At 45.4% G+C, this 25,400-nt stretch carries 28 protein-coding genes, 1 pseudogene and 1 other annotated feature; of the genes and pseudogenes, 19 read left to right on the top strand and 10 right to left on the bottom strand.

The window, feature by feature from the left end; translation table 11 throughout:
* Positions 1-5 precede the first annotated feature (5 nt).
* Positions 6-1,856: an ABC transporter ATP-binding protein gene (locus tag MKY16_RS06380; protein ID WP_340954640.1), complete on the top strand. Its 1,851-nt coding sequence runs from the start codon at positions 6-8 to the stop codon at positions 1,854-1,856.
* A 22-nt stretch (positions 1,857-1,878) separates the two neighbouring features.
* On the opposite strand, the gene ku is transcribed toward MKY16_RS06380, so the two are convergent.
* Complete coding sequence (gene ku, locus MKY16_RS06385) at positions 1,879-2,793, bottom strand: non-homologous end joining protein Ku (RefSeq protein WP_029516233.1); 915 nt, start codon at positions 2,791-2,793, stop codon at positions 1,879-1,881.
* 210 nt (positions 2,794-3,003) lie between these two features.
* On the opposite strand from ku, the gene MKY16_RS06390 reads away from it, so the two are divergent.
* Genes MKY16_RS06390 through MKY16_RS06405 form a run of 4 tightly spaced genes read left to right on the top strand, consistent with a single transcriptional unit; the run spans position 3,004 to position 3,845 of the window.
* Positions 3,004-3,243, top strand: coding sequence for a hypothetical protein (locus MKY16_RS06390; RefSeq protein ID WP_029516234.1), 240 nt, complete (start codon positions 3,004-3,006; stop codon positions 3,241-3,243).
* 52 nt (positions 3,244-3,295) lie between these two features.
* Positions 3,296-3,475, top strand: coding sequence for an H-type small acid-soluble spore protein (locus MKY16_RS06395; protein WP_029516235.1), 180 nt, complete (start codon positions 3,296-3,298; stop codon positions 3,473-3,475).
* Between the two features lie 3 nt (positions 3,476-3,478).
* On the top strand, positions 3,479-3,646 hold the full coding sequence (locus MKY16_RS06400; RefSeq protein ID WP_161626982.1) for a hypothetical protein: 168 nt from the start codon (positions 3,479-3,481) through the stop codon (positions 3,644-3,646).
* Between the two features lie 16 nt (positions 3,647-3,662).
* Entirely contained in the window at positions 3,663-3,845 is a 183-nt protein-coding gene (locus MKY16_RS06405; RefSeq protein WP_340954645.1) for a hypothetical protein, read from the top strand.
* Between the two features lie 103 nt (positions 3,846-3,948).
* On the opposite strand, the gene MKY16_RS06410 is transcribed toward MKY16_RS06405, so the two are convergent.
* From MKY16_RS06410 to MKY16_RS06430, 5 genes are all read right to left on the bottom strand, one after another.
* Entirely contained in the window at positions 3,949-4,605 is a 657-nt protein-coding gene (locus tag MKY16_RS06410) for a 3-oxoacid CoA-transferase subunit B (protein ID WP_029516236.1), read from the bottom strand.
* Positions 4,602-5,267: a CoA transferase subunit A gene (locus MKY16_RS06415; RefSeq protein WP_029516237.1), complete on the bottom strand. Its 666-nt coding sequence runs from the start codon at positions 5,265-5,267 to the stop codon at positions 4,602-4,604. Before MKY16_RS06415 ends, MKY16_RS06410 begins: the two co-directional genes overlap by 4 nt.
* 41 nt (positions 5,268-5,308) lie before the next feature.
* Entirely contained in the window at positions 5,309-6,049 is a 741-nt protein-coding gene (locus MKY16_RS06420) for an acetoacetate decarboxylase (RefSeq protein ID WP_039269579.1), read from the bottom strand.
* A gap of 54 nt (positions 6,050-6,103) precedes the next feature.
* Positions 6,104-7,288: an acetyl-CoA C-acetyltransferase gene (locus MKY16_RS06425; RefSeq protein ID WP_209949652.1), complete on the bottom strand. Its 1,185-nt coding sequence runs from the start codon at positions 7,286-7,288 to the stop codon at positions 6,104-6,106.
* 590 nt (positions 7,289-7,878) lie between these two features.
* On the bottom strand, positions 7,879-8,409 hold the full coding sequence (locus MKY16_RS06430) for a cysteine hydrolase family protein (RefSeq protein WP_340954648.1): 531 nt from the start codon (positions 8,407-8,409) through the stop codon (positions 7,879-7,881).
* 134 nt (positions 8,410-8,543) lie between these two features.
* On the opposite strand from MKY16_RS06430, the gene tsaE reads away from it, so the two are divergent.
* From tsaE to tsaD, 4 genes are read left to right on the top strand one after another with little or no spacing between them, the layout of a single operon-like run.
* A complete protein-coding gene (gene tsaE, locus MKY16_RS06435; protein ID WP_340954651.1) occupies positions 8,544-9,023 on the top strand; it encodes a tRNA (adenosine(37)-N6)-threonylcarbamoyltransferase complex ATPase subunit type 1 TsaE in 480 nt (159 codons plus the stop codon).
* A 3-nt stretch (positions 9,024-9,026) separates the two neighbouring features.
* Entirely contained in the window at positions 9,027-9,863 is an 837-nt protein-coding gene (gene tsaB / locus MKY16_RS06440; protein ID WP_340954652.1) for a tRNA (adenosine(37)-N6)-threonylcarbamoyltransferase complex dimerization subunit type 1 TsaB, read from the top strand.
* 17 nt (positions 9,864-9,880) lie between these two features.
* Positions 9,881-10,396, top strand: a complete 516-nt coding sequence (rimI, locus tag MKY16_RS06445; protein ID WP_029516243.1) for a ribosomal protein S18-alanine N-acetyltransferase — start codon at positions 9,881-9,883, stop codon at positions 10,394-10,396.
* Positions 10,393-11,457, top strand: a complete 1,065-nt coding sequence (gene tsaD, locus MKY16_RS06450) for a tRNA (adenosine(37)-N6)-threonylcarbamoyltransferase complex transferase subunit TsaD (protein WP_023987471.1) — start codon at positions 10,393-10,395, stop codon at positions 11,455-11,457. Before rimI ends, tsaD begins: the two co-directional genes overlap by 4 nt.
* Before the next feature lie 547 nt (positions 11,458-12,004).
* Here tsaD and MKY16_RS06455 read toward each other — a convergent pair.
* Positions 12,005-13,969 carry an ABC-F family ATP-binding cassette domain-containing protein gene (locus tag MKY16_RS06455; RefSeq protein WP_340957555.1) on the bottom strand — a complete coding sequence of 655 codons (1,965 nt, stop codon included), beginning with the start codon at positions 13,967-13,969 and terminating at the stop codon, positions 12,005-12,007.
* A 270-nt stretch (positions 13,970-14,239) separates the two neighbouring features.
* On the opposite strand from MKY16_RS06455, the gene MKY16_RS06460 reads away from it, so the two are divergent.
* From MKY16_RS06460 to MKY16_RS06495, 8 genes and pseudogenes are all read left to right on the top strand, one after another.
* The gene (locus tag MKY16_RS06460; RefSeq protein ID WP_322251311.1) at positions 14,240-14,893 is read left to right on the top strand and encodes a 5-formyltetrahydrofolate cyclo-ligase; all 654 of its coding nucleotides are present in this window, start codon (positions 14,240-14,242) and stop codon (positions 14,891-14,893) included.
* 38 nt (positions 14,894-14,931) lie between these two features.
* Positions 14,932-15,420: a cyclic pyranopterin monophosphate synthase MoaC gene (gene moaC / locus MKY16_RS06465; RefSeq protein WP_029516247.1), complete on the top strand. Its 489-nt coding sequence runs from the start codon at positions 14,932-14,934 to the stop codon at positions 15,418-15,420.
* A 114-nt stretch (positions 15,421-15,534) separates the two neighbouring features.
* A complete protein-coding gene (locus MKY16_RS06470; protein ID WP_013309212.1) occupies positions 15,535-16,017 on the top strand; it encodes a MogA/MoaB family molybdenum cofactor biosynthesis protein in 483 nt (160 codons plus the stop codon).
* A gap of 103 nt (positions 16,018-16,120) precedes the next feature.
* Positions 16,121-16,378 carry a twin-arginine translocase TatA/TatE family subunit gene (locus tag MKY16_RS06475; protein ID WP_039269589.1) on the top strand — a complete coding sequence of 86 codons (258 nt, stop codon included), beginning with the start codon at positions 16,121-16,123 and terminating at the stop codon, positions 16,376-16,378.
* A 109-nt stretch (positions 16,379-16,487) separates the two neighbouring features.
* Entirely contained in the window at positions 16,488-17,255 is a 768-nt protein-coding gene (gene tatC, locus MKY16_RS06480) for a twin-arginine translocase subunit TatC (protein ID WP_340954656.1), read from the top strand.
* Between the two features lie 358 nt (positions 17,256-17,613).
* Positions 17,614-17,895, top strand: coding sequence for a co-chaperone GroES (gene groES / locus MKY16_RS06485; RefSeq protein WP_007429271.1), 282 nt, complete (start codon positions 17,614-17,616; stop codon positions 17,893-17,895).
* Positions 17,896-17,969: 74 nt separating this feature from the next.
* A complete protein-coding gene (gene groL, locus MKY16_RS06490; protein ID WP_013369880.1) occupies positions 17,970-19,598 on the top strand; it encodes a chaperonin GroEL in 1,629 nt (542 codons plus the stop codon).
* A gap of 175 nt (positions 19,599-19,773) precedes the next feature.
* Positions 19,774-20,183: pseudogene (locus MKY16_RS06495) on the top strand (transcriptional regulator); the annotation flags it as partial.
* A gap of 314 nt (positions 20,184-20,497) precedes the next feature.
* Here MKY16_RS06495 and MKY16_RS06500 read toward each other — a convergent pair.
* Entirely contained in the window at positions 20,498-20,956 is a 459-nt protein-coding gene (locus MKY16_RS06500) for a DUF5662 family protein (protein WP_250267713.1), read from the bottom strand.
* Between the two features lie 124 nt (positions 20,957-21,080).
* Positions 21,081-21,340, bottom strand: a binding site (T-box leader).
* 344 nt (positions 21,341-21,684) lie between these two features.
* The gene (locus MKY16_RS06505) at positions 21,685-22,077 is read right to left on the bottom strand and encodes a hypothetical protein (RefSeq protein ID WP_340954661.1); all 393 of its coding nucleotides are present in this window, start codon (positions 22,075-22,077) and stop codon (positions 21,685-21,687) included.
* A 516-nt stretch (positions 22,078-22,593) separates the two neighbouring features.
* On the opposite strand from MKY16_RS06505, the gene MKY16_RS06515 reads away from it, so the two are divergent.
* The gene (locus MKY16_RS06515; protein WP_340954664.1) at positions 22,594-22,821 is read left to right on the top strand and encodes a hypothetical protein; all 228 of its coding nucleotides are present in this window, start codon (positions 22,594-22,596) and stop codon (positions 22,819-22,821) included.
* A gap of 172 nt (positions 22,822-22,993) precedes the next feature.
* On the opposite strand, the gene MKY16_RS06520 is transcribed toward MKY16_RS06515, so the two are convergent.
* Positions 22,994-23,401, bottom strand: a complete 408-nt coding sequence (locus tag MKY16_RS06520) for a MerR family transcriptional regulator (protein WP_023987566.1) — start codon at positions 23,399-23,401, stop codon at positions 22,994-22,996.
* A gap of 226 nt (positions 23,402-23,627) precedes the next feature.
* Between MKY16_RS06520 and MKY16_RS06525 the strand changes: the two genes are divergently transcribed.
* Positions 23,628-24,572: an MBL fold metallo-hydrolase gene (locus tag MKY16_RS06525; protein WP_340954668.1), complete on the top strand. Its 945-nt coding sequence runs from the start codon at positions 23,628-23,630 to the stop codon at positions 24,570-24,572.
* Positions 24,573-25,400 lie beyond the last annotated feature (828 nt).

The following is a 25,400-nucleotide window of genomic DNA, read 5'->3' on the forward strand; positions in this document are numbered from 1 at the left end:
GCATTATGGTTCACCTGCGATTATATATGACAAAGCTGTATAGCGTGAACGGCGGTGCGTTATTTCTCAATATTGGGTGTATGATCATTGTCAGTCTACTGGAGGGTTTTGGCATTTATATGCTTGTTCCTATGCTGGCGGCCATCGGCGTATTTGTCGGTCATTCAGGGATGCCATTTCTGTCTGATGGATTGGATCATTTTTTGCCGTTCGTTCCTAAAAGCTGGCTATTGCCGGGGATGTTGATGGTTTTTGTAGTGCTGCTTACAGGGCAGGCTTTGCTTCAGCGTTACCAATCCATCCTGAATTCGCGGATTCAGCAGCGTTTTATGCGTTCTCTTCGAATAGACGTGTACACTTCCTTTATGAAAGCGCAGTGGGCTTTTTATTTGCGTCAGCGTAAATCTGATTTTAGCCATGTGATGACGACCGAGCTGGCGCGTGTCAGTCAGGGAACGAATTTGCTTCTTCAACTGGCTACAGCCGTCATGTTTACGCTGATTCAGATTGCTCTTGCTTTTTGGTTATCCCCCTCTTTAACCGGACTGGTATTTCTGAGTGGATTGGGGCTGTTTGTTGTGTTCCGCCGCTCCATTCGAAATGCCAAACAATTAGGTGATCGTACGACTGAACTGTCACAGGTTTATTTTGCTGGAATTACGGATCACATGAACGGTATGAAAGATATAAAAAGCAATCTGTTGGAAGCGGCGAATATCCATTGGTTTCGCTCCCTGACGCAACGCATGGAGGATAATACGACTCAATTTGTCCGGCAAAATGCGACCACACAGTTTTTTCATCGTGCAATGGCAGCTGTTTTTGTCGCTTGTGTCATATTTATATCGCTGCAGTGGCTGCATGTTACACCTGAAAAACTGATTGTGCTGATTCTTATATTTTCCCGCTTATGGCCTCGATTTGCTCTTATTCAAGCGAGTCTGGAATACATCATGTCTATGATCTCCGCTTTTGAAAGTGTCACCAAGGTGCAACAGGAGTGCGAAGCTTTCACAGATCCGTCATTGATTGCACTTGCATCCTCTGAGACTCGCGATCCATCGGTGGTCAATCTATCATCTGCATCTGAACGGCAACCCCTGTCCCTTCGTCATGGGATTGAATGCAGCCATCTGGATTATCGCTACGAGGGTGCAGCAGAGCCTGCACTGCGTCATATTAATTTGTTCATACCCGCCCGGGAAATGACAGCCATTGTAGGGAAATCAGGAGCAGGCAAAAGTACAATGGTCGATGTCCTGATGGGTTTTTTACGTCCAACAGGGGGGCAGATTACAATAGACGGGCTTGTTCTGGGCGACGAATTATTGCCCCAGTGGCGGCAGTCGTTTGGCTACGTGTCACAAGACCCATTTTTATTTCATGCGACTGTCCGCGAAAATTTGATGCTGGCGGATAAGGATGCTAGTGAGAAGCAGCTATGGGAGGCGTTACATTTTGCAGCAGCAGACAACTTTGTATCCAGACTGCCCGAAGGGCTGGACACGATCATTGGAGATCGCGGGATTCGTCTGTCTGGAGGAGAACGTCAACGGCTAGTATTAGCACGGGCTATCTTGCATCATCCTCCGATACTTATACTAGATGAAGCGACAAGTGCGCTGGATGGTGAACATGAAGCCGCAATTCAGGCAGCACTGGAACGGATGAAAGGTCAAATGACGCTGATCGTCATCGCTCACCGCCTGTCAACCATCAGACATGCGGATCAAATTGTCGTACTGGATCAAGGCGAGGTCATACAGCAGGGGAACTACCGCCAACTGGAACAAGAGGAGCGGGGGGCGTTCAGTCAGCTACTATCGTATCAAAGCAGTGTCACCGCCACCCCTTAACCAGACTTTTCTGTAACTCAGCTTAAGTTTCTTTACGTTTGGCAGTGCTTCTTTTCTTTTTGACTGGAGTCGGAGAGAGGTTGTCGCCTGCCACCGCCTGCTGTGCTGTTGGGGCTGCTGGTTTACGCGCAGGGCGTTTTTTCGCAGCAGGGCCGGGATCGGTAACGACAGGTTGCACTGCCTCGATGCTGGCCTGAAGGGCGGCCATTAAATCTACTACATTGGTCTGAGGCTGGGTTGGGGCGATTCGCACCTCTTCACCAGCCACTTTATGCTGAATGAGGTCCAGCAGACGCTCGCGGTACTGATCCGTATACTTGGCTGCATCAAAAGGTGTAGATAGCTGCTCAATCAGCATTTTGGCCATGGTCAGCTCCTTCTCTTTAACCTCTTCCTGCCCCGGTAAGTTAGGAACTTGAGCAATGGGACGAATTTCATCGGGGTAAAACATCGTCTCCACCGCCAAACATTCATCCAACACCCGAATCGCCGCCAAGCTGCTTTTAGAGCGGATGGAGATTTGGGCAATCCCGATTTTCCCGGTATCCTTCATTGCATTCATGAGCAGCTTATACGCATTGGAGCCGGCCTGATCCGGGGATAAATAATACGTTTTCTGAAAGTAAATCGGATCAATTTCCTGCAAATCAACAAAATCCAAAATCACGATATTTTTATCCGCTTGTCCGCTAACTTGCTCCAGTTCCTCCTTGTCGAACATGACAAATTTTCCTTTTTCATATTCGTAGCCTTTTCCAATTTCCTCCCATTCGACCTCCTTGTCACAAACGGGACACTTTCGTACATAGCTAAGTGGGCTTCCACACTCCTTGTGAATGTAACGCATGGAAATGTCCTTATCCTCCGTAGCTGAAAACATTTTAACGGGCACATGAACCAGCCCGAAGCTGATCGCGCCTTTCCAGACCGTATGCATACCGCCAGTCCTCCTTCTCTTTAATCCGCATTTTGCATCCTTCGATTCCGGGCACCCCGGGATATGAGCATATGATTTTCACTTAGTATGCTTCGTATAAGTGATTGTATGAGGTGTAGATGAAGACTGCGAATTGCTGCCGCTTGCGCATGGTTACAGCAATTTTGGTACATAGTAAGGCATATCCGATTCAAAGGGGGTACGCAATTTATGTCCGGAAAATCCTATCCTCGGCAGATCAGTCATCGTGTGGGTCAAAGCCATATCGCCTTTCGGGGTCCCGCCGCAGGCGAACAAGATGCATTGCCGCCCGAGTTTGCCCTTTCACATGGAACTCAGCCGCCTTTTCCCGTTGCTGTGGCTCATGTGGATTTGGAGGCTGTAGTTTCAACCTCGCCTTCCCATAGCTTTCCTTCATTGGACGTTGAACGACTTATAGATGAAGATTAGGTGACCTACATTTCTAAATTAATGCACCAACAATCAGCAGGAGGAGAACAGCATGAACGTGGAACGAGCAAAAGCCATTTATGATTCATCTGAAAATATTGCCGTACAATTGGATGGCAAACCGATTTGGATTGAGCATGTGGATGAAGCAAACGGTATGGCTACCGTACAGGTGGGCAGCAACCCCGGCAATACTCAAACCGTCCGTGTGGATCGTCTGGAAGAGCGGTAGGAGATGGGAACCAAACATCTGGTCATTATCCATGGCCGTGACAAAAAGCCCAGATGCGACGAAATGCTTCGTCTTATTAAAAAAGCACTGATCGCAGGATTGCGTCGAGTGAACGAGGAAGCGGCACAAAAACTGGAGCAGGAGCAGATTTTACTGACATTTAACGGTTGAAGATGATTTCCATCTGATGCTGAATCGAAATTTAATAGAAAGTATTGATGATCAGCCGCTTATTCAGGCATTCTGGAAAGATAGTCACACTGGGCGTGCCAATCCCCACAACTTCTTTGCTTATCTTAACCATACGAAGGTGGCTGAGCATGTAGCGGATTGGATTTTACGCTCAAAAAGGCTCGCAATTGCTCAATGAGCAATTAGCGAACCTTTTTTTGTAATAACAAGTGCAGTCGTAGGGACGAATTAAATGCCAGACAAGTTAATTTGAAGATGCAGCTGGTTCCTTTCTATGACCTTCACACTGCAATGGCCCTCAAATGTGGTGAAACTATCAGTTTAGCCTCTGTTGCTAATTGAACGTCTTCCACCGTCAAACCCGGAGCAATTTCTTTTAGCATCAGCCCTTTACCCGGAATAACATCAATGACAGCCTTTTCGGTTACTATGGTCTTTACAACATTTACAGCAGTCAAGGGCAGCTTGCATTGTTCCAGTATTTTCGGCGCGCCATTTTTGTTCACATGCTCCATGGCTACAATCACTCTCTTGGCTCCAACTACCAAATCCATGGCTCCCCCCATACCCGGCACCTTTTTCCCAGGGATCATCCAGCTTGCAAGGTTGCCTTTCTCGTCGACCTCCAGGGCGCCCAGCACGGTGATATCCACATGCCCTCCGCGGATGATGGAAAATGAAAGTGCACTGTCAAAAAAGCATGCTCCTTCCATGGTTGTAACGTAGTTTCCGCCTGAATCGATACAATCGAGCCTTTCTTTTCCCTGAGCCGCTTTGGGGCCTACACCGAGGATTCCGTTCTCAGCCTGCAGCATAATATGAATGTCCTCGGGGATATAGTCCACTACCATTGTAGGCAATCCGACACCAAGGTTGACAACTTCACCACTTTTGAATTCCTGGGCTATTCTTCGAGCAATGAATTCTCTGTTATTCATGCGTTTTCACCCACCTTTACAATTGCGTCGACAAATATTCCGGGAACGTTGACATGATTGGGGTCAATTTCACCCGTCTTTACGTATTCGTCTACCTGAGCAACTACATACTCTGCCGCTGTAGCCATAACCATATTGAAGTTACGTGAAGAGCCGTTGATGACAAGATTCCCCGCTTCATCAGCCTTATGGGCTCTGATTAACGCTACATCCGCTTTGAGCGGGAGTTCGAGCAAATATTCCCTTTCATCAATTTTGATTTTCTTTTTTCCTTCCTCTACAACGGTGCCTACACCTACAGGTGTTAAAACCCCGCCCAAACCGGCTCCTCCCGCGCGTATTTTTTCAGCGAGCGTGCCTTGCGGGAAGAGTTGGACCTCAGCTTCTTTCGTCATCAGGAGCCTTCCCGTTTCCGGATTGGAGCCGATATAGGATGCAAAAATTCGCTTTACTCTGCCGCTTTTTACAAGCTTATAGATAGATAATTCTGGTGTGCCTGTGTCGTTGGAAACAATCGCAAGATTGCTGGCGGGATTGGTGTCGACAAGCGCACGAACCAGCTCCTCCGGAAAGCCTCCTGCCAGAAAACCTCCGACCATCACCGTGTCTCCGTCTTTGACCTTCTTAACTGCTTCTTCAGCGGAGATTACTTTGTTATTCATGGTTCCTTCTCCTTATATATATATTTTTAGGAAAGCAAACTTTATTGAAGATAATCGTAGAGGACTCTTCCATATGGAAGCGTTAAATCAGCAATAAAATGTTTCCCGCCAATATAAGATTTAACCGGCAAATCTGCCACAGGAGCGTTGACATGGGGGATAAGGCTTAATCTGGCAGGCCCTGACCAGGCTCCTTTTACAGTAATGTTCTCAAGATTATACGCTACTAACTGAGCGATTTTGGGGGTACCGTCAACATCAGGAATTAACTTTAAATTAACTTGTGTTTTTGCGATGGCTTTTGCCGTTTCCTTTTCATCAAGAATGTTATATTTGAAAGGCATAGTTCCCGTGGCCACCAGGACGTTGTTATAATGCAATGTACCCGTCAGCGTCTCCGTCTCCTCAACGATCAAGCGAGGCTTTGCCCATTTTTTCGGAAAACCCCAGACTTCGCGTCCCCCCAGAATAGCAGGCGCGTTATCCAAATACATTTGGGCGACAAAATTGCAGGGTTCTCCTTGAAAAGTACACGGAATGACAATACCGCTTTCCTCATAACTTCCTAACCCGGATGAATCGGGCATCTTGATCCATTCATAGGAAACCGTATTGCTTCCATCCGGCTGAAGAGGTTCCGGGACCGCCTGTCTAATCGCAGCGGGATCGGTCTCATAGGTAATGATAAAAAATTCCCGGTTGATGAAGCGGTATGGCGGGCGCCCGTAGCTGCCGCTAGCCGCAGGCATGGATTGGAGTGAAAGTACATCTTTTTGATTCATAACGGTCTCCCTTCCCTTTAACAGATATTCTAAAATTCATCTTGAATACGCACTTTAAATGAGCGCATTTTCAACCAGCATCGCTATGCCCATTCCTGTTCCGATGCATAACGAGGCGATGCCGTAACGTGAAGATCTTCGCACCATTTCATGAACCAACGTAGCCAATATTCTAGCACCACTGGCCCCGACAGGATGCCCGATCGCGATCGCGCCCCCATTGACATTCACTTTGTCCAGACTGACTCCTAGCTCCTTCACTACCGCTAATGCTTGTGAGGCAAACGCTTCATTAATTTCAAAAAGATCAATGGCATCGATGGATATACCTTGCTGCTTCAGAAGTGTCGAAATGGCTTTCACTGGCCCCATTCCCATATATGCAGGGTCAACGCCAACAAGGGAATAACCCTTGATATATGCCAATGGCTTTAATGCATGTTCTTTGCATTTGTCTTCCGATACCACAAGTACGGCCGCCGCGCCATCATTGATTCCCGAAGCATTCCCGGCGGTAACCGTTCCGTTCTCCTTAAACGCAGGTTTTAATTGAGAAAGTTTTTCTTTCGTTGTATTTCCTCTTATGTGTTCATCCTCTGTGAAAGAAATAGTTTCTTTTTTGTTTTTGATCATGACTGGAACAATCTGCTCTTCAAAAAGCTTCTTGTTTTTTGCTTCTACGGCCTTTATCTGGCTTTGATAGGCAAATTCGTCCTGCTCCATTCTTGAAATTCCATATTTATCGGCAACATTTTCTGCGGTAATTCCCATATGGTAATGGTTGATCGGGCATGTAAGGCCGTCGGCCACCAGGGAGTCTACCAACTCACCGTTACCAAGTTTGTAGCCGTTTCTTGCATTTCTTAGCAGGTAAGGGGCATTCGACATGCTCTCCATGCCTCCGGCCAAGACGATGTTGCCTTGTTCAGCCAATATTGAATTGTAAGCTAAAGCAACGGCATGAAGTCCTGAACCGCAAACCGTGTTTATCGTTGTTTCGGGTACATCAATAGGGATACCGGCTTTTAATGCCGCCTGTCTGGCAGGATTTTGTCCATTGCCCGCCTGAAGAACATTTCCCAAATAAATCTGATCAATCAAAGAAGGCTCTAATTTACTTTGCTGAAGGCATGCTGTCATCACGGTTGCTCCCAGTTCGGAAGCGCTTAGAGGCGCAAGGGTTTTGTTAAAAGAGCCGACCGCTGTTCTCAACGGGCTTACTAAAGCTACTTTTTTCATTAAAAACTCACATTCCTTTCGCTGTGTTCAAAACACAATACATCCATGATTGCACTTCAATTCGTAATTTCCGCTCTTAACCTAAGAGACGTAGCGACTGCAAGATATATTTGCATGCGGGCATATTCATGGTGTCTAAGACAGTGAATGTGACGGTTCGATCGCCTTCTCTCGTTGGAAATTAAAACCAGTTTTATCATAGTTCTAATGCATTTTTTGCTCAATGTTCAAATATTTACATATATCTATGTACAGATGTTTATAGGGTCATATAGGCCACAATAATTAGGCCATTCTAACGTTTTCTGTTATTTTCTTGTTTTTTCTGAAAATCATGATCATAAATTGAATTTTATGTTAAAAATGAAAGTTACAATCCATACGTAAAAAAATTTTCCTCACAAATATCGCCTAACTCAGCTGGAAAATAAAAAAGGCCTCCAGAATTTTCTGAAGGCGGCTTTGTTTCTGACCAATCTGGTCTTGAAAAAGCTAGGCAGGTTGCCAATCCAATTGAATACATTTGGAATTCCAATAAAAATGATGACGTCTTTGCGAGATAGTGAAAACTTGTGAATTGGATCAATAACTCACGAAAAATGTACATCTGCTGTCGCGAGTAAACGCACAAAACGATTGCCAAGCATCTCATTATGATGAGCTACAATTTGTTCACTGCTCAGCACCTTGCTATCAAATGTACTATGCGCATCCAATACGAGCACGTTGTTCTGGTATCCCAGACTATAGGCGCTTCGGCAAGTCGTGTCGAGGCAAAACTCGGTCTGCATCCCCGCGATTACGAGCTGATCGGCCCCCAGTACCTTCAGCACATGGCCCAATTCGGTTTGGTAGAAGCTGTCCCAGGACGATTTGCGGACAATTCGTTCATGAGGAAGAGGGCGCACCACATCGGCGATAGCCCAGCCTACACTGTTTTCCCGGAAATCCTCATCCGCTTCATCGGTATGCTGTACAAAAATCACGGGTGTACCTGTAGCTCTGGCTTTGTCCAAAAGCTGCTGTAAATGCGATACAACTTCCTGCTCGCGATACAGCTTCTCATCATACATGAACATCGCCTGCTGAACATCAATCAAGAGTAAAACGGTTTGTCCCATCGTTTCGATCCCTCCCTGTGTGTATCATCTAACTTACAATAGCATGTCTTCATGCCTTGCGGCGACATAAGGTGAACTATATAATAAAGAACAAGTTGGAACGGTCCGATTCGGACGAAAGGTGATTAAAATATATGACAATTTCGCAGGAACAGTTTACGTTCCGTTCTGCCTCAGAGGCACAGACCGGGGCATTGGCATGTTTTTTGGCAGCCAAAGCGGTTCCCGGAACAGTGATTGTGCTGGATGGAGATCTGGGGGCGGGCAAAACTGCTTTTTCCAAGGCTTTTGCCAGCCATTTAGGTGTGCCGGGTATCGTAAATAGTCCAACCTTTACCCTCATTAAGGAGTACGAGGGCCGATTGCCTTTGTATCATATGGATGTGTACCGGATTTCCCAGGATGAGGCCGAGGATCTCGGGCTGGACGAATATTTTTACGGGACAGGAGTATGTCTGGTGGAATGGGGTAGTATTATACCGGATATATTGCCGGAGCAGCGGCTTCACATGTATATAGAAACAACGGATGTGGGGGAGCGTCTGATCCACCTGACCGGGTACGGCGAGCCTTATGAACAATGGTGCCGCAGTTTGCGGGAGAATGGAGTTTGAACCATGCAAAGAGAGCATACAGATGTGAATGTAAAGCCGCGTGAGCGGTTTTTGACGTTAGATACAGCGACGACCGTGATGGCGGCCGCTCTGATGAACGGAAGAGAATTGCTGGGAGAAAGCAACGTCTATGGCGAACGTAATCACTCCGTGCATGTGATTACCGAGCTGGAACGACTGCTGAATGAAGAAGGGCTGACACGAGATGATGTAGATGGTATTGCAGTTGGTGTTGGACCGGGGTCTTATACCGGTATCCGGATTGCGGTGACTGCAGCCAAAACACTCGCTTGGGCCTGGGGTATCCCGGTGACGTCCATATCGACTTTGCACGCTTTGGCGTGGGGTGGTTGGAATCGCGGCAGCGAGATGAAGGGACAAGAAGATAAAAATGAGTCTGTGCATAACGGTTCGTCCGGAGCGCAGGCAGCAGACTGGATTGTGCCTGTGCTGGATGCGCGCCGTGGTCAGGTTTACACGGGGCTGTTCGCCGTGAATACAGTTGACGACGTCGAGAGTCCGCAACGGCTGGAGCCAGATGCAATTCGCTTGATGACTGCTTGGACCGATGACCTGCTGCAACGGCTGGAGGCTTTGCCCTCTGAAGAGCGTCCTCCAGTCATTTGGCTAGTCGGTGAAACGACGGTTCACGCCGAAACAGCTGAGCGTCTGCGTGCTTGGAGCGAGCTTCGTATTGTACCTTATGAGCTGGAAGGAAGATGGGTTGGCCGCCTTGGGGCGGATAAGCTGCTTCGTCAGGAACATGACGAGCTACATACGCTGGTTCCTAATTATACCCAGCTGGCGGAGGCGGAAGCCAATCTGCTTCGTCAGCGCTGAAGAGAGCGGTGAACAACATGGCAAAGAACATACAGCGGGAAGAGAAACTTGAGTTTCGCTTGATGCAACTGGATGATATTCCCGATGTGCTGGAGATTGAGCATGAAGCGTTCACGCTACCGTGGACGGAGGAAGCATTCCGCAATGAGCTGACGATGAATCATTTCGCTAAATATATGATTATGGAACTAGACGGACAAGCCATTGGTTACGCAGGCATGTGGACGATTATGGATGAGGCCCATATTACGAATATTGCGATTCGTGAGGCTTATCGCGGACGCAAGCTTGGAGACAAGCTGTTGAATGAGCTGATGCAGACCGCATCTTATTTAGGGATGGAACGTATGACGCTGGAGGTGCGGGTAACGAACCGGATCGCTCAGGGCTTGTATGAGAAAAAAGGCTTTAAGCCCGCAGGTGTGCGCAAAGGCTATTATTCGGATAATAACGAGGATGCCGTGATCATGTGGGCGGATCTTCCCGCGCATGGGGCATCCGGTGAACAGGAAGGAAGCGTGCAGAAGCAATGACGCAAGAGGAAAAAGCAGGTACAGGCTCCGCCTCCGGCGAGCCTTGCTATATACTGGCAGTGGAAACGAGTTGTGATGAAACGGCTGTTTCTGTCGTGAAAAATGGCACAGAGGTGCTCTCGAATCTGATTTCCAGTCAGATTGAAACACACAAAGCCTTTGGTGGTGTTGTGCCAGAGGTGGCTTCACGCAAACATGTAGAGAGCATCACCTATATGCTGGACGAGGCCATGCAAACATCGGGAATTACCCCTCGTGAGATTTCGGCGGTTGCCGTGACACAAGGACCAGGACTGGTTGGCGCATTGCTGGTTGGCATTGTCGCCGCCAAGAGTGCTGCTTTGGCATTCGGCAAGCCGTTAATCGGGACGCATCATATCGCGGGACATATTTATGCCAATCAGTTGGAGCATGATATCGTATATCCGTGCATTGCTCTCGTTGTGTCAGGAGGACATACAGAGCTGGTGCTGATGGAGTCCGAAGGTCATTTTCAACTCATTGGTCGTACAAGGGATGATGCGGTTGGGGAAGCCTACGACAAAGTAGCGAGAGCCATTGGATTTCCGTATCCCGGCGGTCCGCATGTGGATCGTGTGGCTCATGAATCGGAGGAAGTGGTTACTTTGCCGCGTGCATGGCTGGAGCCAGATTCTTATGACTTTAGCTTTAGTGGTTTGAAATCGGCGGTGCTGAATGTAATTAACCAGACGAAAATGCGCGGAGAAACCGTTCATGTCGGAGCGATCGCAAGAGGCTTTCAAGAGTCGGTCGTCGAGGTGCTGGTGGAAAAGGCGATTCGTGCCATGCGTGAATACGGTGCGAAGCAGCTCCTGCTTTGTGGCGGTGTGGCTGCTAATCGCGGACTGCGTACAGCATTGCGGGAGCGCTGTGAGCGCGAAGGAATCGAGCTGCTTGTACCATCGATGAAATATTGCACAGATAATGCAGCGATGATCGGCGCTGCGGCCTACGCCAAATGGAAGCGCGGGGAATTTACCTCATTGGATATGAAGGCTGATCCAGGGCTGTCTCTGGAAGAATGGTCTGTCCAAACTTAATTGAAGAAGAATGAGCAAGACATGGCACAGTTGAGCCGTGTCTTTTTTGTTCCGCACCATAACGATCATAAAAATATAAATTCAAGAGGAAAAAATACAGGAGTTTGAGCAAATGAATGGCAGCATCTCAATCCCTCGCATGATTCGTCACAATGGTTCACGATTTTTCAAAATCCATCAAAAAAATCTGGGATTTTGATATTGCCCGAATAATGATGTGATTTGTCAAGTTGTGAACAAAGTTATCCACATATACCGCTTCAAATGTGGATAACCGAGTCCGAAGCAAGCAGGCTAAGACTTTTTGGAGATAGCAAGTTGGGGGATATGTAACACCTTTAGTTCTTGTGGAATCTGTGGATAATGTGGATAAAAGGGTGGATAAATTTGGTTTTCATTTGAAAGTGGCTTTTTATCAATAAAAAAATGGCCCAAAAGGCCATTTTACAATCTCACTCATACACATAAGTTGTGGATAATCTTGTGTACAAAAAAATAGAAGAGGAAAATGTGAAATTTTTAAGGCTAAGATTTTATGCAGTAGTGTTTATTCTTCTAACAGCTCTTCCCAAGAGGTATAGGTTTCAGTCAATTCCTGTTTATGGGTGTCGAGCTGTGCCTGAATATTCTGAAGCGCTGTGTAATCCTGATAAATCTCAGGTAGGGTCATTTGTTCCTCCAGCCCTAAAATTTGTTCTTCCAGCGTTTTGATCTGGTTTTCCAATGCCTCCAGCTTGCGTTGACGGCTACGTTCCTCGCTTTTGGCTTGTTTGTCTGCAGCATAGGTGGCGGCGCGTGATTTGGATGTGGTCTCGTCTGTCACGGATGCAGAGGTAGCCGATGTTTTGCCGCGTGCGGCCTGATTTGCCTCCAAAGCTTCCTGCGCAATTTCCTCCAATTCCTGCTTTTTAGCTACATAGTCATCATAATTCCCCAGGAAATGTTCTATCCCTCCAGGATGAAGCTCGATGACACGTTCCGCCATTTTGTTCAGGAAATAACGGTCATGGGAAATGAACAACAGTGTACCGTCATAGTCCATCAAAGCCGCTTCCAGCACTTCCTTGCTAAACAGATCCAGATGGTTGGTAGGCTCATCGAGAATTAATACGTTGGCTTCGCGCAGCATGAGCTTGGCCAGAGATACGCGGGCTTTTTCCCCTCCGCTTAATGAAGCTACCTTCTTCAGTACATCGTCACCGCTAAACAGGAAATTCCCCAGCACTGTACGAATACGTGCTTCTTCCATATGAGGATACTCGCTCCACAACTCCTCCAGTACGGTATTGGCAGGGTTCAGGTTCGTCTGCTCCTGGTCATACAGACCGATTTTGATTTTGGTGCCCCAGTGGATGGAGCCCGCAGCAGGTTTAAGTGATCCGGTCAGACATTTGAGCAACGTCGATTTTCCGATCCCGTTCGGACCGATCAGTGCCACGGTATCTCCACGTTTTAAGTCGAACGATGCGTGCTGGAATAAAGGCTTTTTCCCTTCATATCCCACAGAGAGGTCACGTACCTCCAGCACTTCCTTACCTGACATATGGGCTGTTTCAAAGGAAAAATGAGCCTTTTTCAAGTCTCCCATGGGCCGATCCATACGCTCCATTTTATCTAACTGCTTGCGCCGACTTTGAGCGCGTTTGGTCGTGGAAGCCCGCACGATATTACGTTGTACGAATGCCTCTAAACGGGCAATTTCTCCTTGCTGCTTTTCGTAATGTTTAAGATTCGTTTCGTACTCGGCGGCCTTCAGCTCCATGTAGCGGCTGTAGTTGCCTGTATATCGAGTAGAACGATGGCGTTCAATTTCAATAATCGTCGTTACCAGTCGGTCCAGAAAATAACGGTCATGTGATACAACCAGCAGAGAACCGGAGTATCCGCGCAAATAGTCCTCCAACCAGGTCAGTGTTTGAATATCCAGATAGTTGGTAGGCTCATCGAGCATAAGGACATCTGGGGCGAGCAGTAGGATGCGCGCAAGCGCAAGCCGAGTTTTCTGTCCTCCGCTCAGAGTAGCTACAGGCGTCTCAGGTGCAAATGAGCCAAAGCCCATACCGTGCAGCACGCTGCGAATACGGGTCTCCATTTCATAACCACCGTGATCCTTGAACCAGTCTGAACGACGTGCATAGCGTTCCAGCAGATCTGCGTAGCGTTTTTCGTTTTGAGCATTGGCTAGGTCAGCGATGTCCTGTTCCATTTGCCGCAGTTCCCGTTCCGCTTCAATCAGGGGAGTGAACACCAGCATCATTTCCCCCCAGATAGAACGGTCAGAATTCAAGCCGCTGTTTTGCGCCAGATAACCGATGCTGGTCTCCTTTGCCTTGAAAATTTGTCCACTGTCATAGGATATTTCACCAGCAATGATTTTGAGCAGGGTCGATTTGCCTGCACCGTTCACACCTACGAGTCCAATACGTTCACGTTCCAATATTTGAAGGTTAATCCCGTCCAGAACGGGCTCAATTCCATAAGATTTAGTAATTCCGGTTACTTGCAATAGCATAGCGTATCGTTCCTCCATTACATTTTGCACAGTTCTACCTGCTTTTTTCGCAGGTACCTTCCTTCCAGTTTACATGAAATTACCCACTATTGCACTGCTTTCACCCTGTAAACCCTTGAGCCGCGTGTAGTCAATTTGTATAAACAATGATAAACTTAAGCGAGAAGTGAAAAAGAATGAAAAAAACTTGCAACGTACAGCACTTACTGACAAATGGGACAATAGCAACGTTTTAAAGATTATCGACGATTGTGCGGGAGGGCGGATGTGATGGATGTCTGTAATGTGAAGAACGCGCTGCGTTTACAGCAACGAGAGGCGCGTGACTCCATGGACCCGCTGACAAGGCAGAAGGCATCGGCTGTGGCCTGTCGGCATGCAATCGAGGCATGGGAGCAGCTTAGAATAGACAGAAACGGAGATAAGCTAACCTTATTTAGTTATCTCTCTTTTGGCAGCGAGATTTCGACGACTCCCCTCATTGAGCATTGCTGGTCACAGGGAGATCGTGTCCTGGCCCCAAGAGTGGATTCGGTAACTCGGACGATGGAGCTGAGGGAGATGGATCAGAACGGAGATATTGTACCCGGCATCTGGAACATCCCTGAGCCTGCTTTGACATGCAAGGAATGGTCGCCTGAAATGTGGACGGGAATTGATTGGGTTGTTGTGCCTGGCTTGGCCTTTGATCGTCGTGGGGGCAGGATTGGCTACGGCGGAGGCTATTATGACCGCTTTACCGTACAGGTAGAGGCAGAGAAGCGTAACAACAGCCATGTAGGTCCGCTGTATGTCTCGCTGCTACTGCCGGGACAATTGCTGACACAGGTGCCCATGGAGCCAAGGGATTTGCGAGTGGACGTGCTGTTTACTCTGGATGGACGCTTAGATTGTGATTATGCAAAATTGACAAATGATGATTGAAGTAAAGTTGGGTATGTGAAAGGAGCTGTGAGGGAGTCGTGGATTCCTTTACTCATTTTAACGAACAGGGACGTGCTCGTATGGTAGATATTTCGGGTAAAACGTCTACGGTTCGTACAGCAGTTGCCGTGACTCAGATTACAATGAATCCGGCTACATTGACGGCTGTAAAAGAAGGAAGAATCGGCAAGGGTGATGTTCTTGCTGTGGCCCAGGTCGCAGGGATTCAAGGCGCGAAAAAAACGTCAGACTGGATACCGATGTGTCATCCACTGGCTCTGACAGGCGTGAACATTACTTTTTCCGATAATGGACATGATGTGCTTCATATTGAAGTTGAAGTGAAGACCGAAGGTAAGACAGGTGTAGAAATGGAAGCTTTGACAGCGGCTTCAGCCGCAGCGTTAACCGTGTATGATATGTGCAAGGCGCTGCAAAAAGATATGATCATCGGCCCTACCATGCTGCAATCCAAAACAGGTGGCAAGCATGGGGATTTTCAACGGGAGGACCACCGGGAACCTTGACATAGATAAACATTGTCGCCGAGAGGGTACTGTGATGTGATGCAGGATGCAGCGTGGCTGTTTCTGATTTTCAGAAGAGAAAGTATTCTTTCATGATAGGAGAAGGGTGATCTTATGGTGTGGAAAACGGCGATCCTAACAGCCAGTGATAAAGGGGCAAGGGGAGAGCGTGAGGATACAAGCGCACAGGTCATCCGGGAACTCATCGAAGAAGAACTGGGCGGAGAGATTGTGGAATACCGGATCGTTCCCGATGAACCGGATGAAATTATTGCAGCTTTAATCGAAATGACTGATTATTTTCATGCAGACCTGGTACTAACTACGGGCGGGACTGAGCTGGCCATTCGTGATGTGACACCCGAGGCGACTCGGCGGGTCGTGGAACGGGAAGTGCCGGGTATGGCAGAGGCCATGAGAATGATCGTGATGCAGAAAAATCCAGCGGCTATGCTATTCCGTGGAATCGTGGGAATACGCGGACGTACACTGATCGTCAATTTGCCAGGAACGCCCAAAGGCGTGCATGAAAATTTGGCAGCGATAATGGATCAGCTTCCAGAAGCGTTGCTTATGGTGACAGGTCAGTTCCGGTAGAAGGCAGCACATCGTGTGTGGTATGATACCTATAAGAATTTATAAGGCCGTATACGGACAAAGATTCTTATTTTGTTCGTCAACATAAGGAGGATTACTACACATGCCCAATATTGGAGCACCGGGTTATATTTTGTTAATTATTCTGGCGCTGCTGCTATTTGGTCCGAACAAGCTGCCTGAGCTGGGTCGAGCTGTAGGGCGTACATTCCGTGAGTTTAAAAACGGGGCACGCGATATTTTATCAGAAGATGAACGGACTGAGCGTAAAGACAGCAAAGATAGTGTGGTCAAAGCATCACAAACGACGTCTTCAGAAGTTCAACCTCAGCCTCAGTCTGAGGATAAACGCTTGTCATAGATTTAGTGATCGATTCTTGATCTTGTACTAAACAAAAGCCTCTTCTTCAGTGAAGGGCTTTATTTTTTAGGAGGCGCTGCTGCGTTCCGTTCAGAAAGGAGAAGTGGATTTGACCCCATCAGAGCATGAAATGCCGTTAATGGAACATCTGGGAGAGCTCCGCCGCAGAATGATCTATGTGCTAATTGTATTTGTATTGGCACTGGCTGGTGGTCTGTTCGCGGCGGGTCCTGTCTATGACTGGCTTATTCGCTCCGGTTCGGCGCAAGCTTTTCAGTTAAACGCGTTTTCCTTTTGGGACGGGATTGGTATCTACATGAAGATTGCCATGATCATCGGGATTGCAGTGGCGCTACCGTTTGCCTGCTACCAACTGTGGAAGTTTGTCAGCCCGGGCTTAAGACCGCAAGAACGGAGTGCGACTTTGCGCTATGTGCCTTATGTGCTGCTTTTGTTCATCATTGGGACAGCTTTTGCTTATTTCATTATTTTCCCGATGGCAATTCAGTTTACATCGTCGGTCACCAAAAGTATGGGATTACAGGAAACGTACGGGATCGCACAATATTTCACCTTTATGTTTAATATTGTACTACCTGTAGCGCTGCTGTTTGAGCTCCCCCTGCTTATCATGTTTCTGACGGGGATTCATGTTTTAACACCAATGCGGCTTCGCAAGTGGCGGAAGATTTCTTATTTTCTGCTTGTGTTCGTTGCGGTTGTCATTACCCCGCCGGACTTTATTTCCGATTTTTTGGTGGCGATTCCGTTGCTGGTGCTATATGAAGTGAGCGTGTATTTGTCTTCGGTCGTGTACCGCAGGCAGCTGCGTGCACAGGAGGAACGTGAGGCCCAATTGCGTGTAGCTTCAGAATAATAAGGCAGGACCTGAATGGCTCAGTAAACAATTTATTCGGGTCCGCGCTACAGGTCACTTGCAGATGATGAATGGCATTTGTATATCATGACTATTTATAGAGCATAACAGCAGCAGCTTAGCTGCCTTAAATCTAACCATTAGCCTTGAGTTAACGGTTATTTTTCAGATAGATGGATATAATCGGGAAGGGCTGTCCATAAAAATTCCCATAAAAAATACATTAGGGACTTGAAATTCAATCCCAAGTTGAGTATCATAAAGTTGGTTGTTAGCACTGACGACTGTCGAGTGCTAATACATACAACATAACAACCAAATTACAGGATAAAACACTTAATAAGGAGGCTATTTTTTCATGATCAAACCTTTGGGTGAACGCGTATTGGTGGAAGCAATTGAGCAAGAGACAACGACTTCCTTCGGGATCGTACTTCCTGACTCTGCCAAGGAAAAGCCGCAAGAAGGCAAAATTATCGCGGTTGGCGCAGGCGCATTGAAAGACGGTGCCCGTATTCCTCTGGAAGTAAAAGAAGGCGACCGTGTCATTTTCTCTAAATACGCTGGAACGGAAATCAAATATGAAGGTAAAGAATATTTGATTATGAAAGAAAGCGATATCCACGCGATCATCGGTTAACCGGAACCCGGACAAGACCTGAATATAGGAATTGAAACAAATTCATTCATAATCCATAGGGAGGTTTATCACAAATGGCTAAAGATATTAAATTCAGTGAAGACGCTCGTCGCTCTATGTTGCGCGGGGTTGACGCATTGGCTAATGCTGTTAAAGTAACACTCGGACCGAAAGGCCGTAACGTTGTACTGGAGAAGAAATTCGGTAGCCCGCTCATCACCAATGACGGTGTAACGATTGCAAAAGAAATCGAGCTGGAAGACGCGTTCGAAAACATGGGTGCTCAACTGGTTAAAGAAGTAGCAACCAAAACGAACGATGTAGCTGGTGATGGTACGACTACTGCTACTGTTTTGGCTCAAGCCCTCATCACAGAAGGCCTGAAAAACGTAACTGCTGGCGCAAGCCCAATCGGTATCCGTAAAGGGATCGACAAAGCGGTTAAAGCGGCTGTCGCTGAACTGCAAGCCATCTCCAAACCAATCGAAAGCAAACAATCCATTGCTCAAGTAGCCGGTATTTCCGCTGCTGATGACGAAGTAGGCGAACTGATCGCTGAAGCTATGGAAAAAGTGGGCAAAGACGGTGTAATCACTGTTGAAGAATCCCGCGGTTTTGCAACAGAGCTGGAAGTGGTTGAAGGTATGCAATTTGACCGTGGCTACATTTCCCCGTACATGATTACAGATACGGACAAAATGGAAGCTGTACTGGACAATCCGTATATCCTGATCACAGACAAAAAAATCACAAACACACAAGAAATCCTGCCATTGCTTGAAAAAATCGTACAACAAGGCAAGCCACTCGTTCTGATCGCTGAAGACATCGAAGGCGAAGCACTGGCTATGCTCGTTGTTAACAAACTGCGTGGTACATTCAACGCTGTAGCTGTTAAAGCTCCAGGCTTTGGTGACCGTCGTAAAGCAATGCTGCAAGATATCGCTGCCCTGACAGGCGGTCAAGTGATTACAGAAGAACTGGGTCTGGACCTGAAAACAGCTTCCGTAGACCAACTGGGTACAGCACGTCAAGTGCGTATCACTAAAGAAAATACGATTGTGGTTGACGGTGCTGGAAACAAAGCCGACATCGACGCTCGTGTTAGCCAAATCCGTACGCAACTGGAAGAAACCACTTCCGAGTTCGACAAAGAGAAACTGCAAGAGCGTCTGGCTAAATTGTCCGGCGGCGTAGCAGTCATCAAAGTCGGTGCGGCAACTGAAACAGAATTGAAAGAACGGAAACTGCGCATCGAAGATGCCCTGAACGCAACCCGTGCTGCGGTTGAAGAAGGTATCGTATCCGGTGGTGGTGTAGCGCTCCTGAACGTATACAAAGCAGTTGCAGCTGTTGAACTGCAAGGCGACGAGCAAACAGGCGTGAACATCGTGCTGCGCGCTCTGGAAGCTCCAATCCGCACCATTGCTGCTAACGCAGGTGAAGAAGGCTCTGTAATCGTTGAGCGTCTGAAACGCGAAGAAGTTGGCGTAGGCTTTAACGCAGCTACTGGCGACTGGGTAAACATGATCGAAGCTGGTATCGTGGACCCTGCGAAAGTAACTCGTTATGCATTGCAAAACGCTGCTTCCGTAGCAGCAATGTTCCTGACTACCGAAGCGGTTATCGCTGACAAGCCAGAACCAGAAAAGGCTGCAATGCCTGACATGGGCGGCATGGGTGGTATGGGCGGCATGATGTAACAAAGGGTATCAAAACCCTGTAATACCGCTATTTAAAAGGCTCCCGAAAGGGAGCCTTTCTTCGTTAAATCACGAAAAAATCACATTTCTTGCAAAGGGAGATGATCTTTCGTGAAATTGAAGTTCAATATATCTGCAAAGTGAATTCTTATTTTCTCATTAGCATCCTTTTTCATATGTTGAATACATAGCCGAAACAGCAGATACCATGGAAGGTGAGAAACTTTCAAAGCTGTTAAACGTTATGATAGCTGCTAATCAATATAATTGGATGTTGATGATGTACTTTCAAGGTTAAAAAAAGACATTGATGCCGTTACTCAACTCCCGACATCTACTGATATGTACAGCCAACAAGTAGTACCCGACTACATTGCATGGTTTGGTTACGAAATGGCCTACTATTATTTAAACAGAGAAAGGTACAGTGTTGGTTTTAAACAATTGTTATTTACAATGGTAAAGTCACATATAATAAATAATGAGACTTACTTTATAAATTGTATTGGCCTGTTTATGCGTTTCCAAGTCTATGCGACTCCTGAAATCAAAACAGAGTTCTCCAATCTAATTGAAAAGGTGTAGGACTGTTAATTGTTGCGAGTTAGCTTTTTAGTTTTCATGACTGTACCTGGTATCCAAATCCTTGTGCAAGTTGGAGGTTCCTAAACGTCAGTACAGCAATCCCCGCTAACCTTAATTGGTCGGCGGGGATTTTTAGTTGAAGAACTGCTTACAGACGGATATTTCTAGGTGGAACTGGTATAAGGCCACTTTTTAAATGTTCATTGAAAATAAAAGTTTTGCCAACTACAATAAAAGAAACAACGGTAGGCGAGGACGGGGAAAATAAAGTCCTAGACTGTCGCTGTTTCATTGAACTAACGTGTCCCGTTAGCTCAATGGTTTATCTTTCCCTTGAGGGATGTTAGAAGCTCAAGTTCTCTTTTCGTTGCAGGATGAACAACTATGCTATCTGTAAGGTTTAGGGTAGATTCTTTTACCTTTCTCCCCCATCTCCTTGAAAAGGAGCGCCAATCACATACCATCTCGACGACATACTTCCTCGGCATGGGTAATACCTCTTTGGTGTCGGGATTAACAACCCAATATTCCCAATGATGCTTGTTTTTACGTTGGTGACGAAGCCATGCGTATTTCCAATTCAACTCATCTTCTAAATTCAAAGGTTTTCCAGAGTGAAATTTTTTTGCGTAGGGAAAGAACTCAGCCGGTGAAAATTTCGACCAATCATGAATAATCCCCTGAATATACAAGCCTTCCTTCCAACATTCAATGAGAACATTCAATTTGTGATTAAGGATGTATAAGAAATATTTCAAATAAGCTTTCATCATTGGATTCATATCTCCTTTCCATAATAACCTTCATTTTGCTTGAAAGGCCTCCCCATGATTATTAATGCTAATTGGCTTTCTACTTCTCCAAAAAGATAAAAAATCCCACCTCCAAGAACGAAGTCTTGGGGACGAGATCTCGTCGTGGTACCACCCCAGTTCGCTAATCTGTCTTCAGATTAGCCTCATCGAGTACGGCATGCCAACACATGCTTATACTCTAGCTCTGTAACAGGAGCTCCTGTCACACCATCCCCCGAACTAGTTCAAGTTTCGATGTGATGCTCAGAGACTTGATTCAATAAGATCTCCTTTACTCCTTTTCAGCTACCAGAGTTCTCTGCTAAAGTAAGCCTTATTTACTCTTCTCGTCATTGCATTTGTGTAATTTTACCAAATACCTATTGAGTTTGTAAATACAAGAATGTTGGAACTATCCTGCCCGTTAGCTTAACGTCGCCGTTCAGTCTACAACTTTTCAGCAGGCCGCCGTAATATGTTAGATCTGGAGATTAAGACAGGGAGGCGTGCAGAGGACATAAAGGCGGGTTTGCTAGCCTTGGAGCAGGATAACTATATCTTGTGGGAAAACAAAACGGACACGCGACACATTGTAATCCTGGAGGACTGGGATAGAGATCCAAAGGTTACTACGCCGCCAAAGCCCCCAGGAAGCGCTAATAGGTACTATACGGAATATTAAAACCCTGGATTGCTCCGGGGTTCATTCATTTTGTGAAACTAATTTTATCTTTGTTTTTATTCAGATAATATTGAACTGCCCTGTTTTCGTCTGGGATCCCTTCTGTGAATTTTTCTAGCTGGACGGAGAAAACTTTTCCGTTTTTGATCTCTACCGTTAACTCAGGATCGGTATAATCAGTACCATAAGAATAATAAATTGATTCGGATGCATTCATTTGAGTCAATGGATTGCCTAGCTTTTCCACAACTTTTTTTACTGTATCACCCACCACGACCTTGCGTTTGATACCTTTTCCCTTTTGGTAAACACCTACATATTCAAGAATTCCCTTATGGAAATGAAGGTACTGATTGTTATCAAAAAAAGCAACATTTCCACTGTATGCGATCTGATAATATTCCGTTTCTATTTTCATGTAAGATAGTCTATCAGTCCTAGGAATATTTTTCTATATATTCACAAAATAGACCAAATGAATTACGCTTATAACAACACATACGAAAGCATCGGTGACACCCTGCTGGCTAAGCTGGTTGGATGTTTTTTGATTTGCTGTTTAGCCCTGTCAATTTCTTTAAGGACACATACTATATACCGTAACTTAAAAAAGGAGGAGTTCATGTGAGTGAATGTGGACATGAGCATAAGGCCAAACAATTTTGTCCTTTCACATCGACGGGTGCAATTTTGGTGCTCTTTATCCTGTTAGTCATAATTACTAAAGCGTGTTGGATTTAATTATGTGAAAAGAATTGTTGTTGGATAATACTACTTCACTTGACTTGACTCATTTTTTAAGGATGGTAAAAAGTAGAGCCCAACAAGCGTATTGGGCAATAGCCTATGCGCTTGTTTGGTTTTGTCGGCAGGGGAATATTTTATTGAAGGATTTCTCAGATCATTCATCGAATGAATGACCGAGGTGATCAGCATGAAGCATACATATAAAGTGTTAAAATCGGATTTAGAACTATTTGCTGCTGCATTAAGCCAGGCAAGAGTATATATGGTTCAGCCGTTGAGCGAGGGTTTGATAGATATTGTGGATTACAGTGGAGCAGTGGAGAATATTACACCGGAGTCGGTTAAGATTAACGGAACCTTTTTCATGAGGAATCAGTTTGAATTTAGAGTAGATGTAAAAGGCTCAACTGGGTAACTGGTATGAGTCTACTTTTTAAATGTTCGTTGATAACTACAACAAAAGAAACAATGGTAGCCTAGGACGGGAAAATAAAGCCCTAGACTATCGCTATTTCATTGAACTAACGTTTCCCGTTAGTTCAATCAATTCTGTTGCCATCGTATATGCTGGTGGTGAACCAGGTCTTCTACATTACTATATCGTCTTTCGTAAGTTTTTGGTACAGGGCTATCTTCTCGTTAGCAAGGGAAATCATGCACTCAAGTTCCTGCCGCTTGGATTCCAGTTCCACCAGATGTTTTTCAAGAATTTCTATCCGTATGTGTAAGGCAGGAGTAAAATTAGCAACTTCTTCCCCTTTTTGAATTTTATCCAGTACACATCCGTCACGAGTAAATTCCGTAATCTCCTCAAGCGACAATCCCAATTTTTTTAATCTAATTAAACATTGTATATATGAAACCTCACTTTCGGTATAAATGCGTGTCCTTCCATTTCTTCGATTTGGTTCCTGTAGCACTCCAATTTTTTCATAATAGCGAATCGTATAAGGAGTTAGCCCCGTTCTTTCTGATACTTGACTTATAGTAAGCATTGTTTTTTTTGTCACTCCTTTTTTCTAAACCAAAATTTAAAACTATTATACATCTTTAAGTCAACTCGAAGTCGATATTGCACCTCTAACTTCATTTCAAAATTTGTGCTTGATTTCTAGTTGACTCTAACTTGTAAGCTAAAGTTGCTAATTGATATACATGAAACATAAAAAACTAAAGATAAAAGGAAATGGTGTCAAACTTATTTTGATGGAGGCATAAACAATGAACAACAAATATTTCACGATTCAACAAGCAGCAGAAGGTATCTGGGGTGCTATTTCGGTACCTGGTAGTGGTTCGCTGGGGAATGCGGCAATTATTGACATTGGGGATTTGACCGTTGTTGTGGACACGACCAACCTACCGCATTCTGGTGCTTTGTTACGTCAAACCGCAGAACAATTAACGAATAAACCAATTAAATATGTGATCAATACTCATTTCCATGGAGATCATGTCAACGGCAATCAGGAATTCATGGAAAGTGATTTTATATCTACCGTTTGGACAAGAGATTTGCTATCTGAAATGGGTAAAGTGAATATTGATCTAATGCAACAAAACATTCAGAAGTTAATAAATAGCCTACATCAAGTACGTTCACAAGAAAAAAATCCGCACATGTTAACCGAAATCGGCTATGATCTTTCCGTGCAGAGAGCCCTGTATGATGCTGTCCCTTCCCTTCGTAGGGTGATACCCACGATAACTTTTGACGATAAACTAGTTATAAAAGGAGCAAAACGCACTGTCGAAGTTTTATCTTACGGAGGCGGCCATTCTTTAAGCGATGCCGTTATTTACGTGCCTGAAGAACGAACCTTGATTGCTGGTGATTTAATAACCAACAAGACGATTCCGGTCATGCCATACGGTAATCCCTACGCTTGGATACGCATCCTTAGACGCATTCAAAGAGATCTAAAGGTAGATACTGTCATTCCCGGGCATGGAGATGTGTCCACTCCAGATAAAATCTTAGATGTCATTCGCTTTTTAGAAAAAACGATCGCTTATGTGTCTGAAGCTGCGACGAGCGGAAAACCAGAGTCTTACTGGTTAAATGAAGGTGTATTAAATGGCTATGAAGATTGGCATCTAGCTCAGTATTTCAGATGGAATTTTCGCTGGCTCTTCAATACAATGCTTGTTCAAAATAATAGATGAGACACAACTAGCACTCCCTTTAACTCCACCAGATTCACAAGGCCAGTTCTGAATGTCAACCCGGCAGCACGTTTGGGTATTTTCAAACGTAATTGGCAGTCTGCTTGTTAGGTTAACCTGCCACGTTAGCTTAACATCGCCGTTCAGTCTACAACTTTTCAGCAGGCTACCGTAATATGTTAGATCTGGAGATAAAGATGCGGAGGTGTACAGAAAGCATAAAAGTTAGTTGCTTGCTTTAGAGCAAAATAACTATATTATGGGACCGGATAAGTCTACACTACGAGATATCGTCATTCTGGAGAGTTGGGAGCGGGATAGAGCATACCTATGCGGCCAAGAGAAGGTGAGATATTTTAGAAAATTAAATTCTCAGAAATATCATTTACTTTGTATACCCCATTATACAATTGTAAGGAAGTTGTTGATTAGAATGAATTATGTGGGGGCAAAAAACCTTATGCATCAAGGGCTTCTATGATTAGAAGCCCTGTTTTACCACATAGCATTAAGCAAAAGGCTGATTATGGACACTCTCATAATCAGCCTTTTATAATGATCCAAAATGCAGTGTTATATATAGACTTACACATGATCTATAAAGTTTTTTACATTTATTACGCCTTGAATGAAAGCGTTGACATGATTTTCAACCCGCTATATACTTAGCTTAATTAAATGAATAGCACTAGGATTGTTACTGTTACGCAGGCAAAACCTAAGGAACAAAATGTTAAGATCTAAGGATCTTATGTATTTTGTTATACTTAGGTTTTTTTGTTTATAGAGAAAGGAAGGTTAAATACAAGTGGTTTCGGCACTTTGCTG

This window comes from Paenibacillus sp. FSL L8-0641 (assembly GCF_038006265.1).
Classification (GTDB): Bacteria; Bacillota; Bacilli; order Paenibacillales; family Paenibacillaceae; genus Paenibacillus; species Paenibacillus polymyxa_D.

Excerpts from the sequence above, each read along its gene's own strand:
- tsaE (WP_340954651.1), top strand. The coding sequence starts at position 8,544 with ATGACAATTTCGCAGGAACAGTTTACGTTCCGTTCTGCCTCAGAGGCA.
- MKY16_RS06425 (WP_209949652.1), bottom strand. The coding sequence starts at position 7,288 with ATGAAAAAAGTAGCTTTAGTAAGCCCGTTGAGAACAGCGGTCGGCTCT.
- MKY16_RS06470 (WP_013309212.1), top strand. The coding sequence starts at position 15,535 with ATGGTGTGGAAAACGGCGATCCTAACAGCCAGTGATAAAGGGGCAAGG.
- MKY16_RS06420 (WP_039269579.1), bottom strand. The coding sequence starts at position 6,049 with ATGAATCAAAAAGATGTACTTTCACTCCAATCCATGCCTGCGGCTAGC.
- MKY16_RS06405 (WP_340954645.1), top strand. The coding sequence starts at position 3,663 with ATGCTGAATCGAAATTTAATAGAAAGTATTGATGATCAGCCGCTTATT.
- groES (WP_007429271.1), top strand. The coding sequence starts at position 17,614 with ATGATCAAACCTTTGGGTGAACGCGTATTGGTGGAAGCAATTGAGCAA.
- MKY16_RS06410 (WP_029516236.1), bottom strand. The coding sequence starts at position 4,605 with ATGAATAACAGAGAATTCATTGCTCGAAGAATAGCCCAGGAATTCAAA.
- tsaB (WP_340954652.1), top strand. The coding sequence starts at position 9,027 with ATGCAAAGAGAGCATACAGATGTGAATGTAAAGCCGCGTGAGCGGTTT.
- MKY16_RS06460 (WP_322251311.1), top strand. The coding sequence starts at position 14,240 with ATGGATGTCTGTAATGTGAAGAACGCGCTGCGTTTACAGCAACGAGAG.
- MKY16_RS06400 (WP_161626982.1), top strand. The coding sequence starts at position 3,479 with ATGGGAACCAAACATCTGGTCATTATCCATGGCCGTGACAAAAAGCCC.
- MKY16_RS06475 (WP_039269589.1), top strand. The coding sequence starts at position 16,121 with ATGCCCAATATTGGAGCACCGGGTTATATTTTGTTAATTATTCTGGCG.
- MKY16_RS06500 (WP_250267713.1), bottom strand. The coding sequence starts at position 20,956 with ATGATGAAAGCTTATTTGAAATATTTCTTATACATCCTTAATCACAAA.
- MKY16_RS06430 (WP_340954648.1), bottom strand. The coding sequence starts at position 8,409 with ATGGGACAAACCGTTTTACTCTTGATTGATGTTCAGCAGGCGATGTTC.
- MKY16_RS06525 (WP_340954668.1), top strand. The coding sequence starts at position 23,628 with ATGAACAACAAATATTTCACGATTCAACAAGCAGCAGAAGGTATCTGG.
- MKY16_RS06455 (WP_340957555.1), bottom strand. The coding sequence starts at position 13,969 with ATGCTATTGCAAGTAACCGGAATTACTAAATCTTATGGAATTGAGCCC.
- MKY16_RS06390 (WP_029516234.1), top strand. The coding sequence starts at position 3,004 with ATGTCCGGAAAATCCTATCCTCGGCAGATCAGTCATCGTGTGGGTCAA.
- MKY16_RS06505 (WP_340954661.1), bottom strand. The coding sequence starts at position 22,077 with ATGAAAATAGAAACGGAATATTATCAGATCGCATACAGTGGAAATGTT.
- tsaD (WP_023987471.1), top strand. The coding sequence starts at position 10,393 with ATGACGCAAGAGGAAAAAGCAGGTACAGGCTCCGCCTCCGGCGAGCCT.
- MKY16_RS06520 (WP_023987566.1), bottom strand. The coding sequence starts at position 23,401 with ATGCTTACTATAAGTCAAGTATCAGAAAGAACGGGGCTAACTCCTTAT.
- MKY16_RS06395 (WP_029516235.1), top strand. The coding sequence starts at position 3,296 with ATGAACGTGGAACGAGCAAAAGCCATTTATGATTCATCTGAAAATATT.
- groL (WP_013369880.1), top strand. The coding sequence starts at position 17,970 with ATGGCTAAAGATATTAAATTCAGTGAAGACGCTCGTCGCTCTATGTTG.
- ku (WP_029516233.1), bottom strand. The coding sequence starts at position 2,793 with ATGCATACGGTCTGGAAAGGCGCGATCAGCTTCGGGCTGGTTCATGTG.
- MKY16_RS06415 (WP_029516237.1), bottom strand. The coding sequence starts at position 5,267 with ATGAATAACAAAGTAATCTCCGCTGAAGAAGCAGTTAAGAAGGTCAAA.
- MKY16_RS06515 (WP_340954664.1), top strand. The coding sequence starts at position 22,594 with ATGAAGCATACATATAAAGTGTTAAAATCGGATTTAGAACTATTTGCT.
- MKY16_RS06380 (WP_340954640.1), top strand. The coding sequence starts at position 6 with ATGGTTCACCTGCGATTATATATGACAAAGCTGTATAGCGTGAACGGC.
- rimI (WP_029516243.1), top strand. The coding sequence starts at position 9,881 with ATGGCAAAGAACATACAGCGGGAAGAGAAACTTGAGTTTCGCTTGATG.